We start from the raw sequence: 16,094 nt of genomic DNA, 5'->3' as shown, positions 1-16,094 counted from the left end.
TTGAATGACTTCAATGGTGAGTCGGCGGCCCGTATGGTGTCAACCCTGTGGATAACCGAGTGGGCCGATCGGGATCGGGGCGGGATGGACGCGGACGTCGGAAGGGACATCGACGCGGACGTCGACAGAGGCGTCGAGACGGGCGCCGAAACGGGTACGGACGCGGCCGAAACGGGTGTGGACGCGGGCGTCGAGCCGGGTGTCGAGTCGGTGCCGGCGGGGTCCGGCGGCGGGATCATGGCTCTGTCGCTGCCCTACCAGGTCGTCGCCGCCGTGGCGCTCGCCGTGGCCGGGGTCTTCGTCTGTGTCCACCTGGCGATGGTGTTCCTGCACGTCGCGCCGTCCAACACGCTCACCAAGCGGCACGGCCAGGCCGTCGACGACTGGATCTATCCCGAGTTCGAACAGAACTGGAAGCTCTTCGCGCCCAACCCGCTCCAGCAGAACGTCTCCGTCGAGGTGCGCGCCGAGGTCGTCACCGCAGGCGACGGCCGCCGCACCACCGACTGGATCGACCTCACGGCCCAGGACGCCGAGGCGATCCGCCACAACCCGCTGCCCAGCCACACCCAGCAGAACGAGCTCCGCAGGGCCGTGGACTTCTACCTGAACTCGCACTCCGACGACGGCACCCCCAACGGGACGCGCGGCCAGCTCTCGGAGGACTACATGCGCCGGATCGCGATGCTCCGGCTCGACGGCCTCGCCTCCCTCGAAGGGGCCGACGTGCGGCGCGTCCAGCTCCGCGCGGTCACCCGGCCCGTACCCGCGCCCCGGTGGAGCACCGAGAAGAACGACCACACCGCTTCCTACCGAGACTTCCCCTGGTGGCGGGTGACCGACGCCGACCTGCCGGACGGCGCCGCCCGGAGCCGTGCGGAAGCCGCCGCCCCGAGCCGTACGGAGGCGAGCCGATGAGCGGTCCCAGCGCCCCGAGCACGCGTCCGCGCGAGCCCTTCGACCGGCGGATCGCCCGCGCCGTCCAGGCCGTCACGGGCCGCGCGCTCGGCCCGCACCAGACCGCGATCGTGCGGATCGGCTTCTCGCTGACCTGGCTCGTCTTCCTGCTGCGCGAGCTGCCGCACCGCCACGAGATGTACGGGCCCGACGGCCCCTGGTCCTGGGAGCTGGCGCGCCGGCTGACCGCCGACAACCGGGCCTTCACCGTGCTGATGTGGTCGGACGGGCGGGTGTGGTTCGAGGTCGTCTACGGGCTCGCGGTGCTCTCCGCCGCCCTCCTCCTCGTCGGCTGGCACACCCGCGCCGTGTCCGTGGTCTTCATGGTCGGGGTCCTCTCGCTGCAGAACCGATCCGTCTTCCTGGGCGACGGCGGCGACAACGTCCTCCACCTCGCCGCGATCTACCTGGTGCTGACCCGCTGCGGCCAGGTGTGGTCCCTCGACGCGAGGCGAGCCGCGAGGAGATCCGCGAGCCGAGCCGCCGGGAAGGCCGACCGCGGTCCCCGCGAGGACATCGCCGGCCCGCTCCTCTGGACCGTGCTCGGCGGCTTCCTGCTCGCCACCACCTGGTTCAGCGACATCACCGGGGAGTGGTGGCTGCCGGTGCTGCTGTGGGTGCTGTGGCTCGGGCACGGGCTGTGGTGGCTGGTGTGCCGGCTCGCGCCCGGGGAGCCGCGCACCCTGCTCGACGTCCTCGCGAACCTCACGCACAACGCCGCCCTCGTCGTGATCATGGCCGAGGTCTGTCTGATCTACGCCACGGCCGGCTGGTACAAGATCCAGGGCTCGCGCTGGCAGGACGGCACGGCCCTGTACTACCCGCTCCACCTCGACTACTTCTCGCCCTGGCCCGCGCTCTCCGAGCTCCTCGGTGCCAGCGGGATCATGGTGCTGCTGCTGACCTACGGCACGGTGATCGTGCAGATCGCGTTCCCCTTCACGCTCTTCCACCGCAAGGCCAAGAACGTCCTGCTCGTCGCGATGATGTTGGAGCACGCCGGGATCGCCGTGCTCCTCGGCCTGCCGGTCTTCTCCCTCGCGATGATCTCCGCCGACGCGGTGTTCCTGCCGACGGCCTTCCTGGTGGCCCTCGGCGCACGGGTGGCACGGGGCAGGGACCGGGTGCTGGGGCGGCGGTCCGCCGGAACGCTGCCCGAGCAGCGCCGTGCGGGTGAGGAGCACGGCCCCCGTACCCTCGTCGGGTGAGCACCACCGAAGAGAAGCCCGGAGCCGAGACGCCCGAGACGCCCGAGACGCCCGAGGCGGCCGAGCCGGCTCAGTACGACGAGGGCTTCGGCCCCGAGATCGGCGTCGGGCCGCACCCGGAGCCGTGGCCGGAGGACGAGCGGTACGACCCCGAGCTGCTCGCCGAGGGCGACCGCCGCAACGTCGTGGACGAGTACCGGTACTGGACGCGGGAGGCGATCGTCGCCGACCTCGACACCCGGCGCCACGACTTCCACGTGGCGGTCGAGAACTGGGGCCACGACTTCAACATCGGCTCGGTCGTACGGACGGCCAACGCCTTCCTCGCGAAGGAGGTCCACATCGTGGGCCGGCGGCGCTGGAACCGGCGCGGCGCCATGGTCACCGACCGCTACCAGCACGTCCGCCACCACCCGGACACCGAGTCGCTGACGGCGTGGGCGGCGGCCGAGGGCATTCCCGTCATCGGCATCGACAACCTGCCGGGCGCCGTGCCGCTGGAGCGGACCGTGCTGCCCCGCCGCTGCGTGCTGCTCTTCGGGCAGGAGGGCCCGGGGCTCACGGACGAGGCCCGCGCCCACGTGGAGATGGTCTGCTCGATCGCCCAGTTCGGCTCGACCCGGTCGATCAACGCCGGGGCGGCCGCCGCGATCGCCATGCACGCGTGGGTGCAGCGGTACGCCGAGATCGACTTCCCCGCCTGACGGACCGCGGAGGCTCCTCAGGGCCCCCGCGGTACCGGTGGGTCAGGCCTGGCGGCGGACCTCCACCACCCGGAAGCGGTTCGAGACGAAGGCGCCGTCGCACAGCGCCGCGTTCGCCGCGGGGTTGCCGCCGGAGCCGTGGAAGTCGGAGAACGCCGCCGTCTGGTTGACGAACACCCCGCCCGTGAGGTTCAGCGACAGCTGCGCCGACTCCTCCAGACAGACCTCCTCGACCGCGCGCTCGGTCTCCGCCGACGTCGTGTACGCGCCGACCGTCATCGCGCCCTTCTCGCGGACCGTGCGCCGCAGCAGCTCCAGGGCGTCGGCGGTGGAGTCCACCGAGACGGCGAAGGAGACCGGGCCGAAGCACTCGGAGAAGTACGCGGCCTGCGCGTCGGGCTTGGAGCCGTCCAGCTTCACGATGACCGGGGTACGGACCACGGCGTCCGGGAAGTCGGGGTTGACGACCTCGCGGGAGGCGAGCGCCACCTCGCCCAGGCCGGCGGCGGCCTCCAGACGCGCCTTCACGTCCGGGTTGACCAGCGCGCCGAGCAGGCCGTTCGCCCGGGCGTCGTCGCCGAGCAGACCGCCGACCGCCGCTGCGAGGTCGGCGACGACCTCGTCGTACGACTTGGGGCCCTGGTCGGTGGTGATGCCGTCGCGGGGGATCAGCAGGTTCTGCGGGGTCGTGCACATCTGGCCGCTGTACAGGGACAGCGAGAAGGCCAGGTTGGACAGCATGCCCTTGTAGTCGTCGGTCGAGTCGACCACGACCGTGTTGACCCCGGCCTTCTCCGTGTAGACCTGCGCCTGGCGGGCGTTGTCCTCCAGCCAGTCGCCGAAGGCGGTCGACCCGGTGTAGTCGATGATCTTGATCTCGGGGCGCACGGCCAGGGTCTTGGCGATGCCCTCGCCCGGGCGCTCGACGGCCAGCGCGACCAGGTTCGGGTCGAAGCCGGACTCGGCGAGCACCTCGCGAGCCACGGAGACGGTGAGCGCGAGCGGCAGGACGGCGCGCGGGTGCGGCTTGACCAGGACCGGGTTGCCGGTGGCCAGCGAGGCGAACAGGCCCGGGTAGCCGTTCCACGTGGGGAAGGTGTTGCAGCCGATCATCAGGGCGATGCCGCGGCCGACCGGAGTGAACTCCTTGGACAGCTCCAGCGGGTCCCGCTTGCCCTGGGGCTTGGACCAGCCGGCCCGCCCGGCGGGGGTGCGGGTCTGCTCCTCGTACGCGTAGGCCACGGCCTCCAGGCCGCGGTCCTGGGCGTGCGGGCCGCCGGCCTGGAACGCCATCATGAACGCCTGGCCGCTGGTGTGCATGACGGCGTGGGCGAACTCGTGGGTGCGGGCCGAGATCCGGGACAGGATCTCCAGGCAGACGAACGCGCGGGCCTCGGCGCCGGCGTCGCGCCAGGCGGCCATGCCGGCGCGCATCGCGGGCAGCAGGACGTCGATGTCGGCGTGCGGGTACTCGATGCCGAGCTCGGGCCCGTACGGCGAGACCTCGCCGCCGGTCCAGCCGTCGGTGCCGGGCTGGTCGAGCTCGAAGCGGGTGTTCAGCAGGGCCTTGTGGGCGGCGAGACCGGCCGCCGCGTCGAGCGAGCCGTCCTCCCCGTACGCCTTCGGGTGCTCGGGATGCGGCGACCAGTAGGCGCGGGTGCGGATCGTGGCGAGTGCCTGATCGAGCGTGGACCGGTGCTTCTCGGCCAGACGGTCGGTGGTCGGCAGAGCGGTGGCCATGGATGGACCAACTCCTCGTCGAGCTGGGCAGGGAGACGCGTACGGAGTTAGAGTAACCGAACGATCGGTCGGGACAAGGGGGTCCGTCGATCCTGTGGAAAACCCATCGGGGAGGATCACTCCTATGAGCGCCAACGTGACCGTCAGGGGGAGCGACGACGTGACCGCCAGTGAGATCACCGCCCTCGCACAGGACCGCACCGTCGCCGTCGTCGGCACCGGCACCATGGGCCAGGGGATCGCCCAGGTCGCGCTGGTCGCCGGCCATCCCGTACGGCTCTACGACAGCGCCCCCGGCCGGGCCGGGGAGGCCGTGGCCGCCCTCACCGCCCGCCTGGACCGGCTCGTGGAGAAGGGCCGCATGGACGCCGCCGCGCGCGAGGCGGCCGTCGGACGGCTGCACGCCGCGGAGGAGCTCGGGGAGCTCGCGGACGCGGCGCTCGTCGTCGAGGCGATCGTCGAGCGCCTCCCCGTCAAGCAGCAGCTCTTCGCCGACCTGGAGAAGGTCGTCGGCGACGACGCCGTCCTCGCCACCAACACCTCGTCCCTCTCCGTCACCGCGATCGCGGGAGGGCTGCGCCTGCCCGGCCGGTTCGTCGGACTCCACTTCTTCAACCCGGCGCCGCTGCTCCCGCTCGTCGAGGTCGTCAGCGGCTTCGCCACCGACGAGGACGTCGCCACGCGCGCGTACGAGACGATGAAGGGCTGGGGCAAGACGCCGGTGCGCTGCGCGGACACCCCCGGCTTCATCGTGAACCGGGTCGCGCGCCCCTTCTACGCGGAGGCGCTGCGGGTCTACGAGGAGGGCGCGGCCGACCCCGCCACCATCGACGCGGCCCTGCGCGAGTGCGGCGGCTTCCGCATGGGGCCCTTCGAGCTCACGGACCTCATCGGCCAGGACGTGAACGAGGCCGTCACCCGCTCCGTCTGGGAGTCCTTCTACCAGGACCCGAAGTTCACGCCGTCGCTCGCGCAGCGGCGGCTCGTCGAGTCGGGACGACTCGGCCGCAAGTCGGGGCAGGGCTGGTTCTCGTACGCGGAGGGCGCCGAGCGGCCCGAGCCGCACAACGCGCCGCCGGCCGAGGCGCCCGCGCGGATCGCGGTCCGGGGTGAGCTGGGGCCCGCGGAGCCGCTGATCGGGCTCTTCGAGGAGGCCGGGATCGAGGTCCGGCGCAAGGGCGGCAACGGGTACGTCCTGCTGCCCGGCGGAGCTCGGCTCTGCCTCGCGGACGGCGAGAGCGCCTTCGAGTACTCCACGGACGAGATCATCTACTTCGATCTCGCGCTGGACTACGCGCGCGCGAGCCGGATCGTGCTGTCGACCGGCGAGCACACCTCCGCCGAGAGCCTCGCGGAGGCCGTGGGCCTCTTCCAGGCGCTCGGCAAGGAGGTGTCCGTGATCGGTGACGTGCCCGGCATGATCGTCGCCCGTACGGTCGCGATGCTCGCCGACGTCGCCGCGGACGCCGTCGACCGGGGTGTCGCCACCGCGGAGGACGTGGACACGGCGATGCGGCTCGGGGTCAACTACCCCGTCGGCCCGCTGGAGTGGGCCGGAAAGGTGGGGCACGAGCGCGTACGGGACCTGCTCTCGTCGCTGCACGAGCGCTACCCGACGGGGCGGTACGCGCCGAGCCTGGCCATCGCCCGTCGGGGCTACGCCCAGGAAGGGCAGGACTCCTGATGACCACGGCGAAGCGCGACACGTACACGCCCGAGACGCTGCTCTCGGTCGCCGTGCGGGTCTTCAACGAGCGCGGCTACGACGGCACCTCGATGGAGCACCTGTCCAAGGCGGCGGGGATCTCCAAGTCGTCGATCTACCACCACGTGTCCGGCAAGGAGGAGCTGCTGCGGCGCGCGGTCAGCCGGGCGCTCGACGGGCTCTTCGCGGTGCTCGACGAGCCGGGGGCGGTGCGCGGCCGGGCCGTCGAGCGGGTCGAGTACGTCACGCGGCGGACCGTGGAGGTGCTGATCGCGGAGCTGCCGTACGTGACGCTGCTGCTGCGGGTGCGGGGCAACACCGCGACCGAGCGGTGGGCGATGGAGCGGCGGCGCGAGTTCGACCACCGGGTGGCCGATCTGCTGAAGGCCGCGGCGGCGGAGGGCGACCTTCGGGCGGACGTGGACATACGGCTGGCGACCCGGCTCCTCTTCGGCATGATCAACTCGCTGGTGGAGTGGTACCGGCCGCATCCGGACGCGGTGGGCGAGCGGGAGCAGCTCGCCGAGACCGTCGCCCACCTGGCCTTCGACGGGCTGCGGACGGCTCGCTGAGCGCCTTGAGGACCCACGGACGGCCCCTTCGGGGGCCGTCCTGCGTTTCCGGTGGTCAGAGGCGGTGGTCAGAGGCGGTGGTCGGTGTTGAGGTCCGTCTCCTCGAAGACCAGCAGGGTGCGGGTGGACAGCACCTCGGGGATCGACTGGAGCCGGGTGAGGACCAGCTCGCGCAGCGTCCGGTTGTCGGGGGTGTGCACGAGCAGCAGGACGTCGAAATCCCCGCTGACCAGCGCGATGTGCGTGGCGCCCGGGAGGGTTTTCAGCTGCTCTCGGACCGTCCGCCAGGAGTTCTGGACGATCTTGAGCGTGATGTAGGCGGAGGCGCCGTGCCCCGCCCGCTCGTGGTTGACCCGGGCGCTGAAGCCGCGGATCACCCCGTCGTCGATGAGCCGGTTGATCCGCGCGTAGGCGTTGGCCCGGGAGACGTGCACCCGCTCGGCCACGGACCGTACCGAGGCGCGGCCGTCCGTTTGCAGCAACCTCAGGATGTCGCGGTCGATCGCGTCCAGCGGGCGTGCCGGCAGGACGCCCGTCGGCACGCCGATGGGGGCGCTCAGGGCCTCGCCGGGCACCTCGGCCTCGGTGCCGCCGAGCGGCCCGCCGTGTGCCCCGCCGAGTGCCTCTCCCGGCGTTTCGCCCGTGGCATCGGCCGGAGCCCCGCTCCGATCGACGGCCATTTGTTCATCCGCCATGTCCCCCCGCCTCTCTCCGGTGGACGACCTGCTCCTATCCCAGGCTGTGGAGAACCGTTTGTCCACAGGCTGGAGGTGCCTGTAGCCAAAATGCCTCCACGACCGAACAATCGGTAGGTGAGGCGCGCCACACTCGCGCCACCCGCCTTCGGGTCTTATGCCCGCTCCCACGAGGAGGTGGACTCGTTGCAACAGCGCAGTTCGACAGTCCAAGAGCCGCCCGGTGCCGTTCCCGCCTACCGGCCCACCCCGCCGCCGGCGTGGCAGCCGCGTACCGACCCCGCCCCGCTGCTGCCCGACGCCGAGCCGCTGCGCGTGCTCGGCACGGACGCCGTGGCCGACGCCGACCCCGCGCTGCTGCTCCGGCTGTACGCGGAGCTGATCCGCGGCCGCCGGTACAACACGCAGGCCACCGCGCTCACCAAGCAGGGCCGGCTCGCCGTCTACCCGTCCACCACCGGCCAGGAGGCGTGCGAGATCGCCGCCGCCCTCGCCCTGGAGGAGCGGGACTGGCTCTTCCCCTCGTACCGCGACACCCTCGCGGCGGTCGCCCGCGGCCTCGACCCCGTCCAGGCCCTGACGCTGCTCCGCGGCGACTGGCACACCGGGTACGACCCGCGCGAGCACCGCATCGCGCCGCTCTCCACCCCGCTGGCCACCCAGCTCCCGCACGCGGTGGGCCTGGCCCACGCCGCCCGCCTCAAGGGCGACGACGTGGTCGCGCTCGCCATGGTCGGCGACGGCGGCACCAGCGAGGGCGACTTCCACGAGGCGCTGAACTTCGCGGCCGTCTGGAAGGCCCCCGTGGTCTTCCTCGTGCAGAACAACGGCTTCGCGATTTCCGTGCCGCTGGCCAAGCAGACCGCGGCCCCCTCCCTCGCCCACAAGGCCGTCGGGTACGGGATGCCGGGCCGGCTCGTCGACGGCAACGACGCGGTCGCCGTCCACCAGGTGCTCACCGAGGCCGTGGCCCGCGCGCGGCGCGGCGGCGGCCCCACCCTCGTCGAGGCCATCACGTACCGGATCGACGCCCACACCAACGCCGACGACGCCACCCGCTACCGCGCGTCCGGCGAGGTCGAGACCTGGCGGGCGCACGACCCGATCCTGATCCTCGAGCGGGAACTGACGGAGCGCGGCCTGCTCGACGAGGACGGCAAGCGCGCCGCAGCCGAGGCCGCCGAGACGATGGCGGCGGACCTGCGCGAGCGGATGAACGCCGAGCCGGTGCTCGATCCGATGGACCTGTTCTCCCACGTGTACGCGGAGCAGACCGCACAGCTGCGCGAGCAGGCGGCGCTGCTGCGTGCCGAGCTCGACGCCGAGGGTGAGGCGTGATGACGACCGCGACGACCGGCTCCGAGGCGGCCAAGACGGCCAAGGGAGCCAAGGCCGCCGGGAAGCCCAAGCCCGCGACGATGGCGCAGGCGCTCCAGCGCGCCATGCGCGACGCGATGGCCGAGGACCCGACCGTCCACGTGATGGGCGAGGACGTCGGCACGCTCGGCGGCGTCTTCCGGGTCACCGACGGGCTCGCCAAGGAGTTCGGCGAGGACCGCTGCACCGACACCCCGCTGGCCGAGGCGGGCATCCTCGGCGCGGCCGTCGGCATGGCCATGTACGGCCTGCGGCCGGTCGTCGAGATGCAGTTCGACGCCTTCGCGTACCCGGCGTTCGAGCAGCTGATCTCGCATGTGGCGAAGATGCGGAACCGCACGCGCGGCGCGATGCCGATGCCGCTCGTCATCCGCGTCCCGTACGGCGGCGGGATCGGCGGGGTCGAGCACCACAGCGACTCCTCCGAGGCCTACTACATGGCCACCCCGGGCCTGCACGTCGTCACCCCGGCGACCGTCGAGGACGCCTACGGGCTGCTGCGCGCGGCCATCGCCTCCGACGACCCGGTGGTCTTCCTGGAGCCCAAGCGGCTGTACTGGTCGAAGTCCGACTGGTCGCCCGAGGCGCCCGCGCCCGTCGAGCCGATCGGCAAGGCGGTCGTACGGCGTCGGGGCACCGGCGCCACCCTGATCACCTACGGCCCGTCGGTGCCGGTCTGTCTGGAGGCGGCGGAGGCCGCCCAGGCCGAGGGCTGGGACCTGGAGGTCGTCGACCTGCGCTCGCTCGTGCCCTTCGACGACGAGACGGTCTGCGAGTCGGTGCGGCGCACCGGCCGCGCGGTCGTGGTCCACGAGTCGAACGGTTTCGCCGGCCCCGGCGCGGAGATCGCCGCGCGGGTGACCGAGCGCTGCTTCCACCATCTGGAGGCGCCGGTGCTGCGGGTCGCGGGCTTCGACATCCCGTACCCGCCGCCCATGCTGGAGCGGCACCATCTGCCCGGCGTGGACCGGATCCTGGACGCGGTGGCGCGGCTGCAGTGGGAGGCGCAGAGCTGATGGCCCAGGTGCTCGAATTCAAGCTGCCCGACCTCGGCGAGGGACTCACCGAGGCCGAGATCGTCCGCTGGCTCGTCGCCGTCGGCGACGTCGTCGCGATCGACCAGCCGGTCGTCGAGGTCGAGACGGCCAAGGCCATGGTCGAGGTGCCCTGCCCGTACGGCGGCGTCGTCACCGCCCGGTACGGCGAGGAGGGCACCGAACTGCCCGTCGGCGCGCCGCTCCTGACGGTCGCGGTCGGGGGCACGGGTGCGCCGGAGGAGCTCGCCGAGGCGGCTCCGGAAGCCGCCCCCACGGCGGCCGAGTCCGCCGTCTCCTCTGAGTACTCGGGCAACGTGCTCGTCGGCTACGGCACGGCGGGGCCCGCCGCCCGCCGCCGACGGGTGAAGCACACGAGCCCGACGGCCGCCCCGGCTCCGACGGCCCCCAAGGCCCCGGCCGCCGCTCCGGCGCCCGTGGCCGTGGCAGCAGCGGTTCCGGCGTCCGCCGGGCCGGTGCCCGTCATCTCGCCGCTCGTGCGGAAGCTGGCCCGGGACCGAGGGCTCGACCTGCGGGAGGTGCGCGGATCGGGGCCCGAGGGGCTGATCCTGCGGGCCGACGTGGAGCTCGCCCTCGCGGCCCTGGAGCGGCCGGTCGCCGCCCCTGCGCCCGGCTCCACGCCCGCCGCGAGCCCCGCGGCGACCTCTGTCGCGGCGGCCGGGGAGCGGATTCCGCTGCGCGGGCTCCGTGGCGCGGTGGCGGACAAGCTCTCGCGCAGCCGTACGGAGATCCCGGACGCGACCTGCTGGGTCGACGCCGACGCGACCGAGCTGATGGCGGCCCGGCGGGCCATGAACACGGCGGGCGGGCCGAAGATCTCGCTGCTCGCGCTCCTCGCCCGGATCTGCGCCCACGCCCTGGACCGGTTCCCCGAGCTCAACTCCACGGTGGACACGGCCGCCCGGGAGATCGTGCGGCTGCCGGCCGTACACCTCGGCTTCGCCGCCCAGACCCCGCGCGGCCTGGTCGTCCCGGTGGTCAGGGACGCGGGGACGCGGACGGCCGAGTCGCTCACGGCGGAGTTCGCCCGGCTCACGGAGTCGGCCCGACAGGGCACGCTCACACCGGCCGATCTGACGGGCGGCACGTTCACCCTGAACAACTACGGGGTGTTCGGGGTCGACGGCTCGACGCCGATCATCAACCACCCCGAGGCCGCGATGCTCGGCGTCGGCCGGATCATCCCCAAGCCCTGGGTCCACCAGGGCGAACTGGCCGTCCGTCAGGTGGTGCAGCTCTCGCTCACCTTCGACCACCGCGTCTGCGACGGCGGCACGGCGGGCGGCTTCCTGCGGTACGTGGCGGACTGCGTCGAGCAGCCCGCGGTCCTGCTCCGCACGGTCTGACGACCGGGCGCTCCGGCCCGGCCCGTCTCTCTTGGTGGGACGGGCCGGACGGCCGCGGTGCCCGGCGGCCCATACTGCTGGGGTGACCACCGCATACGACGCCGTCGTGCTCGCCGGGGGCGCCGCCAGGCGCCTCGGCGGCTCCGACAAGCCCGGGGTACGGGTCGGGGGCCGGACGCTCCTCGACAGGGTGCTCGCGGCCTGCCCCGACGCCGGCCGGACCGTGGTCGTCGGGGACCCGCGCCCGACCGTCCGCCCCGTCCGCTGGACCAGGGAGGAACCGCCCGGCGGGGGCCCGCTCCCCGCCGTCGACGCCGGGGTGCGCGAGACGGACGCCGGGATTCTCCTCGTCCTCTCCGCCGACCTGCCCTTCCTCGACCGGGACACCGTCCGGCGGCTCCTGGCGGCGCTCGCCGAGGCACCCGAGGCGGAGGCGGCCTTCCTCACCGACGGCGACGGCCGGGACCAGCCGCTCGTCGCCGCGTACCGGACCGCACCGCTGGTACGCGAGCTGACCCGGCTCACGCACGATCATGGCGGTCTGGCCCACCTGCCGTTGCGGCGCCTCACGGAGGGGCTGAGCCTCACCCGGGTCGCCGCCGGGTCCCTCGCCTCCTTCGACTGCGACACCTGGGAGGACATTGCCGCGGCCCGGGCCCGCATCAGGGAGCATGGGACCGTGCTGGACGAATGGATCACCGCAGTCAAGGACGAACTGGGCATCGAGCTGGACGTCGACACCGGCGTGCTGCTCGACCTGGCCCGTGACGCCGCCCACGGAGTGGCCCGCCCCGCCGCGCCCCTGACCACCTTCCTGGTCGGTTACGCGGCGGCGCGCGCGGGCACCGAGGGCGGCCCCGAGGCGGTCGCCGAGGCGGCCCGCAAGGCGGCGGAGCTCGCCAAGCGCTGGGCAGCCGAACAAAACGAGGCCGGATGACCCTCAAGCAGTCCGCTCTCGTGGCCCCCGACACCGCGACCCGCCCGCAGGCGGCCGAGCAGCCGCACCGTGCCACCGCCTGGCCCGCGGCGCGGAGCACCGCCGCCGAAGCCGGTGCCGCAGCCCGCGCCGGCCAGGCCGGGCAGGCGAGTCACGACGGGCAGGCGAGTCACGACGGGCAGGCGAGTCACGACGGGCAGGCGAGTCACGACGGGCACGCCGGGCACGACGGGCCCGCCGGGCAGGCGAGTCGCGACGGGCAGGCGAGTCACGACGGGCACGCCGGGCACGACGGGCCCGCCGGCCAGGCCGGTCGCGCCGGGCAGGCCGCGCGCGGGCCGCTGGCCGTGCCGCTCAACGCGGCGCTCGGCCGGGTGCTCGCGGGGCCGCTCCTGGCCCTCACCGACCTGCCCTCCTTCGACACCTCCGCCATGGACGGCTGGGCCGTCGCGGGGACGGGCCCCTGGACGGTCCGCGAAGAGGGCGCCGTCCTCGCGGGCCACGCCCCCGCGGCCGTACTGGCCGACGGCGAGGCCGTACGCATCGCCACCGGCGCCCGCGTCCCGACCGGGACCACCGCGGTCGTCCGATCCGAGCACGCAGAGCAGTCCGAGCACTCGGAGCGCGCAGAGCACTCAGCGCGGCCCGAGAGCCCCGAGCAGCCCGAGCATGCCCCCGCGGCGGCCGGCCCGTTCCTGCACGCCCTGCGCGAGGTGCGCCCCGGGCAGGACATCCGCCCCCGGGGCCAGGAGTGCCGCTCCGGAGACGAGTTGCTCCCCGCGGGCTCCGTCGTGACCCCCGCCGTCCTCGGTCTCGCCGCGGCCGCCGGCTACGACGCGCTTCCCGTCCTCGCCCGCCCCCGCGTGGAGATCCTGGTCCTCGGCGACGAGCTGCTCACGACGGGCCTCCCCCACGCGGGACTCATCCGTGATGCCCTCGGACCGATGCTCGGCCCCTGGCTGGAGGCACTCGGGGCCGAGGTCCTCGCAACCCGACGGATCGGCGACGACGCCGAGGAGCTGTACGCGGCCGTCACCGGGTCCACCGCCGACCTGCTGATCACCACCGGCGGGACCGCCGCCGGGCCGGTCGACCATCTGCACCGTGTGCTCGACGCGGCTGGCGCCACCCTCCTCGTCGACGGGGTGAAGGTCCGCCCCGGCCACCCCATGCTCCTCGCCCGGCTCGCGGGCGGCACGGAACCCCGCCACCTCGTCGGGCTCCCCGGTAACCCGCTCGCGGCGGTCTCCGGTCTCCTCACCCTCGCCGAGCCGCTGCTCGCCGCCCTCGCGGGAGCTCCCCGGGAGCCGCACCACACCCCCGGAGTGCCGGTCCAGGACGAGATCCAGGGGCACCCCCACGACACACGGCTCGTCCCGGTCGTCCGCCGCGCCGACCGGGCCGTCCCGCTGCACTACAACGGACCGGCCATGCTCCGTGGCATCGCCGCCGCCGACGGCCTGGCCGTCGTCCCGCCCGGCGGTGCCCGACCGGGCCAGGCACTGGAGATCCTCGGCCTGCCCTGGCCGACGGTGGCGGGGGACGCCCCGGCCCAAGGAGCGTGTTTCACGTGAAACTTCCCAGCCGTGACGTGATGGCCCGCCAGGCGGACGAGCGGATCTCGGGTCCTCAGATCCGGCTGCCCCGCCGGGTCGTCGAGAAGCCGCTGCGCCAGGTCGGCAAGCGGCTGCTCATGGCGTTCGGCGTGCTGCTCCTGACGGTGCTCATCGTCTACGTCGACCGCGATGGGTACCACGACAACGCCAACGAGACGCTCGACTTCCTCGACTGCGTCTACTACGCGACCGTGACGCTCTCCACCACCGGGTACGGCGACATCGTCCCGTACAGCGACACGGCGCGGCTCGCCAACATCCTGCTGGTCACGCCCCTGCGCGTGCTGTTTCTGATCATCCTGGTCGGCACCACCCTGGAGGTCCTCACGGAGAGGACCCGGGAGGAGTTCCGGCTGAATCGCTGGAGGTCCACCTTGCGCGACCACACCGTCATCGTCGGCTTCGGCACGAAGGGGCGGTCCGCGATCCAGACCCTCTGCGCGACCGGTCTCCGCAAGGAACAGATCGTCATCGTCGACCCGTCCAACAAGGTGATCGAGACGGCGAACGCGGACGGCTTCGTCGGTGTCGTCGGCGACGCCACGCGCAGCGACGTGCTGCTCAGGGCCGAGGTGCAGCGGGCCCGGCAGATCGTCATCGCCACCCAGCGCGACGACACGGCCGTCCTGGTCACCCTCACCGCCCGCCAGCTCAACCGGGGCGCGAAGATCGTCGCCGCGGTCCGCGAGGAGGAGAACGCGCCGCTGCTGCGCCAGTCCGGCGCGGACGCGGTCATCACCAGCGCCTCCGCCGCGGGCCGGCTGCTCGGCCTCTCCGTGCTGAGCCCCAGCGCCGGCACGGTGATGGAGGACCTCATCCAGCAGGGCTCCGGCCTGGACCTCGTCGAGCGTCCGGTGACCAAGGCCGAGGTCGGCAAGAGCGTGCGGGAGACCGAGGACCTGGTGGTCAGCGTGCTCCGCGGCCACCGGCTGCTGGGTTATGACGACAAGGCCGCCAGCCCGCTTCTGCCCACCGACCGGGTGATCACCATCGTGCGCGCCGCGCCGGTGACCCCGCTCACGACGCCGCCGCAGGACTGATCGTGCGGGACTGAGCACCGACCGCCGGAGTAGCCTCGCCGCCATGCATGCGATCACGATTCCGGAACCCGGTGGTCCCGAGGCGCTCGTCTGGGCCGAGGTGCCCGATCCCGTGCCCGGCGAGGGCGAAGTCCTCGTCGAGGTGGTGGCCGGCGCCGTCAACCGCGCCGATCTGCTCCAGCGCCAGGGCTTCTACGACCCGCCGCCGGGCAGCTCTCCGTACCCCGGTCTGGAGTGCTCGGGGCGGATCACGGCGCTCGGGCCGAGGGTGTCCGGCTGGTCCGTCGGCGACGAGGTCTGCGCGCTGCTCGTCGGCGGCGGTTACGCCGAGAAGGTCGTCGTCCCGGTCGGCCAGCTCCTGCCGGTGCCGGAGGGCATCGACCTGGCCACGGCCGCGGCGCTCCCCGAGGTCGCCTGCACGGTCTGGTCGAACATCTTCATGATCGCCCATCTGCGTCCCGGCGAGACGCTGCTCGTGCACGGCGGGGCGAGCGGGATCGGCACGATGGCGATCCAGCTCGCGAAGGCGGTCGGCGCGCGGGTCGCGGTCACGGCCGGCAGCCCGGGGAAGCTGGCCCGCTGCGCCGAACTGGGCGCGGACGTCCTCATCGACTACCGCGAGCAGGACTTCGTCGAGGAGCTGCACAAGGCGACGGACGGGGCCGGCGCGGACGTCATCCTGGACATCATGGGCGCCAAGTACCTGGAACGGAACGTGAAGGCACTGGCCGTCAACGGCCGGCTGGTGATCATCGGGCTGCAGGGCGGCGTGAAGGGCGAGCTGAACCTGGGGGCGCTGCTCGCCAAGCGCGCGGCGGTCATGGCGACCACGCTGCGCTCCCGTCCGCCGCAGGAGAAGGCGGCGATCGTCGCCGCGGTCCGCGAGCACGTCTGGCCGCTGATCGGCGCGGGTACGGTCCGGCCGGTCGTCGACCGTACGGTGCCGATGCCGGAGGCCGCCGAGGCGCACCGGGTGCTGGAGTCCGGCGACCACGTCGGCAAGGTGCTGCTGCTGGCGCCGCAAGGCTGATGCGTAGGACATGGCCACAGGGCTGATCCGCAGGACATGGCTACAAGGCTGATCCGCAGGACATGGCCGCAAGGCTGATCCGTAGGACATGGCCACAGGGCTGATCCGTAGA

Annotated in this window: 14 protein-coding genes; 12 read left to right on the top strand and 2 right to left on the bottom strand. The window is 73.2% G+C overall.

What is annotated here, in order from left to right:
* Positions 1-84: 84 nt before the first annotated feature.
* Genes ASC82_RS27670 through ASC82_RS27660 form a run of 3 tightly spaced genes read left to right on the top strand, consistent with a single transcriptional unit; the run spans position 85 to position 2,869 of the window.
* A complete protein-coding gene (locus ASC82_RS27670) occupies positions 85-918 on the top strand; it encodes a DUF5819 family protein (RefSeq protein WP_242427806.1) in 834 nt (277 codons plus the stop codon).
* Entirely contained in the window at positions 915-2,165 is a 1,251-nt protein-coding gene (locus ASC82_RS27665; RefSeq protein ID WP_056653581.1) for an HTTM domain-containing protein, read from the top strand. The genes ASC82_RS27670 and ASC82_RS27665 overlap by 4 nt, the downstream gene beginning before the upstream one ends.
* Positions 2,162-2,869 carry a TrmH family RNA methyltransferase gene (locus ASC82_RS27660; RefSeq protein WP_056653578.1) on the top strand — a complete coding sequence of 236 codons (708 nt, stop codon included), beginning with the start codon at positions 2,162-2,164 and terminating at the stop codon, positions 2,867-2,869. The genes ASC82_RS27665 and ASC82_RS27660 overlap by 4 nt, the downstream gene beginning before the upstream one ends.
* 42 nt (positions 2,870-2,911) lie before the next feature.
* Here ASC82_RS27660 and paaN read toward each other — a convergent pair whose 3' ends face one another.
* Positions 2,912-4,609 (bottom strand): phenylacetic acid degradation protein PaaN, encoded by a 1,698-nt coding sequence (gene paaN, locus ASC82_RS27655; protein ID WP_056653575.1) that lies wholly within the window; start codon positions 4,607-4,609, stop codon positions 2,912-2,914.
* 124 nt (positions 4,610-4,733) lie between these two features.
* Between paaN and ASC82_RS27650 the strand changes: the two genes are divergently transcribed.
* Positions 4,734-6,293: a 3-hydroxyacyl-CoA dehydrogenase gene (locus tag ASC82_RS27650; protein WP_107105985.1), complete on the top strand. Its 1,560-nt coding sequence runs from the start codon at positions 4,734-4,736 to the stop codon at positions 6,291-6,293.
* On the top strand, positions 6,293-6,886 hold the full coding sequence (locus tag ASC82_RS27645) for a TetR/AcrR family transcriptional regulator (protein ID WP_024760348.1): 594 nt from the start codon (positions 6,293-6,295) through the stop codon (positions 6,884-6,886). The genes ASC82_RS27650 and ASC82_RS27645 overlap by 1 nt, the downstream gene beginning before the upstream one ends.
* Positions 6,887-6,954: 68 nt before the next feature.
* On the opposite strand, the gene ASC82_RS27640 is transcribed toward ASC82_RS27645, so the two are convergent.
* On the bottom strand, positions 6,955-7,566 hold the full coding sequence (locus ASC82_RS27640) for an Lrp/AsnC family transcriptional regulator (protein ID WP_242427805.1): 612 nt from the start codon (positions 7,564-7,566) through the stop codon (positions 6,955-6,957).
* A 192-nt stretch (positions 7,567-7,758) separates the two neighbouring features.
* On the opposite strand from ASC82_RS27640, the gene pdhA reads away from it, so the two are divergent.
* The 7 genes from pdhA (at position 7,759) to ASC82_RS27605 (ending at position 15,982) form a co-directional block, all read left to right on the top strand.
* A complete protein-coding gene (gene pdhA / locus ASC82_RS27635; RefSeq protein ID WP_056653572.1) occupies positions 7,759-8,919 on the top strand; it encodes a pyruvate dehydrogenase (acetyl-transferring) E1 component subunit alpha in 1,161 nt (386 codons plus the stop codon).
* 80 nt (positions 8,920-8,999) lie between these two features.
* Positions 9,000-9,974: an alpha-ketoacid dehydrogenase subunit beta gene (locus ASC82_RS27630; protein WP_199862632.1), complete on the top strand. Its 975-nt coding sequence runs from the start codon at positions 9,000-9,002 to the stop codon at positions 9,972-9,974.
* The gene (locus tag ASC82_RS27625; RefSeq protein ID WP_056653566.1) at positions 9,974-11,359 is read left to right on the top strand and encodes a dihydrolipoamide acetyltransferase family protein; all 1,386 of its coding nucleotides are present in this window, start codon (positions 9,974-9,976) and stop codon (positions 11,357-11,359) included. Before ASC82_RS27630 ends, ASC82_RS27625 begins: the two co-directional genes overlap by 1 nt.
* Positions 11,360-11,441: 82 nt before the next feature.
* On the top strand, positions 11,442-12,296 hold the full coding sequence (locus ASC82_RS27620; protein ID WP_056653564.1) for an NTP transferase domain-containing protein: 855 nt from the start codon (positions 11,442-11,444) through the stop codon (positions 12,294-12,296).
* Positions 12,293-13,870: a molybdopterin molybdotransferase MoeA gene (locus ASC82_RS27615; protein ID WP_079039517.1), complete on the top strand. Its 1,578-nt coding sequence runs from the start codon at positions 12,293-12,295 to the stop codon at positions 13,868-13,870. The genes ASC82_RS27620 and ASC82_RS27615 overlap by 4 nt, the downstream gene beginning before the upstream one ends.
* A complete protein-coding gene (locus ASC82_RS27610; protein ID WP_079039516.1) occupies positions 13,867-14,952 on the top strand; it encodes a potassium channel family protein in 1,086 nt (361 codons plus the stop codon). The genes ASC82_RS27615 and ASC82_RS27610 overlap by 4 nt, the downstream gene beginning before the upstream one ends.
* Positions 14,953-14,995: 43 nt before the next feature.
* Complete coding sequence (locus ASC82_RS27605) at positions 14,996-15,982, top strand: NAD(P)H-quinone oxidoreductase (RefSeq protein WP_056653556.1); 987 nt, start codon at positions 14,996-14,998, stop codon at positions 15,980-15,982.
* Positions 15,983-16,094: the final 112 nt, after the last annotated feature.

This window comes from Streptomyces sp. Root431 (assembly GCF_001426585.1).
GTDB classification, from domain to species: Bacteria; Actinomycetota; Actinomycetes; order Streptomycetales; family Streptomycetaceae; genus Streptomyces; species Streptomyces stackebrandtii.
Note: the sequence above shows the minus strand (reverse complement) of the source record. Positions and strands in the feature narration are given on the sequence as shown.